Annotated in this window: 2 protein-coding genes; both read left to right on the top strand. The window is 68.0% G+C overall.

Annotation, left to right across the window (positions count from 1 at the left end):
• Window positions 1-451: 451 nt before the first annotated feature.
• Window positions 452-1,261 (top strand): ABC-2 family transporter protein, encoded by an 810-nt coding sequence (locus E1265_RS35850; protein WP_132935119.1) that lies wholly within the window; start codon window positions 452-454, stop codon window positions 1,259-1,261.
• A 31-nt stretch (window positions 1,262-1,292) separates the two neighbouring features.
• Window positions 1,293-2,002 (top strand): ABC-2 family transporter protein (locus E1265_RS35845; protein WP_132935120.1); only part of this gene is annotated, 710 nt, incomplete at its 3' end.

The following is a 2,002-nucleotide window of genomic DNA, read 5'->3' as shown; positions in this document are numbered from 1 at the left end:
CTCTCCGTGAATGCTTCAAAGAAGATCATCCACGAGAACAATTTGATTCTCGCATTGATCAATCAAAAATCTGGCATTGACTTCTTGGCACACTGTTGAGTTCTCAAGGAACGGACGCTACCTTCAGACCCCTCTCGAGGCCCCCCGGGCTTCCCTTCGGTGTTCCCAACTCTACCACGTGTTTCGCGTCCGATTTTCTCGAACTCGGGCTTCGCTGGGAGCGATTGCTTGTCTCGGTGGAACTTCCCTGTGGGAGTTCCCTTTCCGGGACAGCTCGAAGGACCTTACGGACCGGCCTGGGCGGTGTCAAGTTGAGACCTTCCGGCCCTCAACGCCCAAGCGCGCCGGCGGCCTGGAATTTTCGGTGGCCCCGGTGGGCGGCGACTCGTTAGGCTCTCGCGCTCGCTCTCGCGCACGAGCGGAGCGGAGGCGGGCAGAGGGGAGGCACGCCATGGGCACGTCCGGGCTGTACCGGGCGGTTTCCATCAGCAGCTTCAGGCGCTACGCGACCTACCGGACGGCGACCGCCGCCGGGGTCTTCACCAACACGGTCTTCGGCTTCATCCTCGCCTACACGTACGTGGCCCTCTGGGAGGAGCGGCCGGGCCTGGGCGGCTACGACCAGCCGGAGGCGCTGACGTTCGTCTGGGTGGGCCAGGGGCTGATCGGGGCGGTGGCGCTGCTGGGCGGCGGGTTCCAGGAGGAGTTGCAGGAGCGGATCCGCACCGGGGACATCGCGATCGACCTGTACCGTCCGGCGGATCTCCAACTGTGGTGGCTGGCCTCGGACCTGGGGCGGGGCGCGTTCCAGCTGCTCGGCCGCGGGATCGGACCGCTGCTCGCCGGCGGGTTGGTCTTCCACATCGCGCTGCCGGCGAACCCGTTGACCTGGCTGTGGTTCCTGGTGTCCGTGACGCTGGGGGTCACCGTGAGTTTCGCGCTGCGCTACCTGGTCGCGTTGGCGGCGTTCTGGCTGCTCGACGGCTCGGGGGTGAACATGGTCTCCACGATCATGTCGATCTTCTTCTCGGGGATGTTGCTGCCGTTGACCGTCTTCCCCGGCGCCTTCGGCGAGGTGGTGCGGTGGCTGCCGTGGTCGGCGATGCTCCAGGTGCCGGCCGACGTGCTGCTCGGCAAGCACTCCGGTCTCGGTCTCGTGGGGGTGTTCGCGTTCTCGGCGGCGTGGGCGCTGGTGCTGCTGCTCGTGGGCCGCCTGCTGCAGGCGGCGGCGACGCGTCGGGTGGTGGCGCAGGGTGGTTGACGGGCTGCGGGCGTACGGGCTGATCGTCGCCATGTGGGTGCGGTCGACGATGACCTACCGGACGTCGTTCGTGCTGGCCACGGTGGGCACGGCGGTGGTTTCGCTGTTGGACTTCGTGGCCACGCTGTTCATGTTCGTGCACGTGGACGCGCTCGGCGGGTTTTCGGTGGCCGAGGTCGGGCTGCTGTACGGGACGTCGAGCCTGTCGCTGTCGCTGGCGCACCTGGCGTTGGGCCAGGCCGAGCGGATCGGCTCGCGGATCAGGGACGGGTCGCTGGACACCATGCTGGTGCGTCCGGTGCCGGTCTTCCTCCAGGTGGCGGCGGACCGGTTCGCGCTGCGGCGGGTGGGGCGCGCGGTGCAGGGGCTCGGGGTGCTGGTGTGGGCGCTGCTCGCGGTGGACCTCGAGTGGTCGGTCGGGCGGGTGCTGCTGCTCGTGGTGATGGTGGTCTCGGGGGCGGCGATCTTCGGGGCGTTGTTCGCGTTGGGGGGCGTCTTCCAGTTCTGGGCGCAGGACGCGACGGAGGTGCAGGCGGCGTTCACGTACGGGGGGAACGCGCTGTTGCAGTATCCGCCGTCGGTCTTCGGGCGTGAGCTGGTGCAGGGCGTGACGTTCGTGGTGCCGCTGGCCTTCGTCAACTGGTACCCGGCGCTGTGGTTGTTGGGCCGGGAGGATCCGTTGGGCCTGCCGGGCTGGGTGGACTTCCTGTCGCCCGTGGTGGCGGCGGTGATGTGCGGGGT

It is taken from the genome of Streptomyces sp. 8K308 (assembly GCF_004348315.1).
GTDB lineage: Bacteria > Actinomycetota > Actinomycetes > Streptomycetales > Streptomycetaceae > Streptomyces.
Note: the sequence above shows the minus strand (reverse complement) of the source record. Positions and strands in the feature narration are given on the sequence as shown.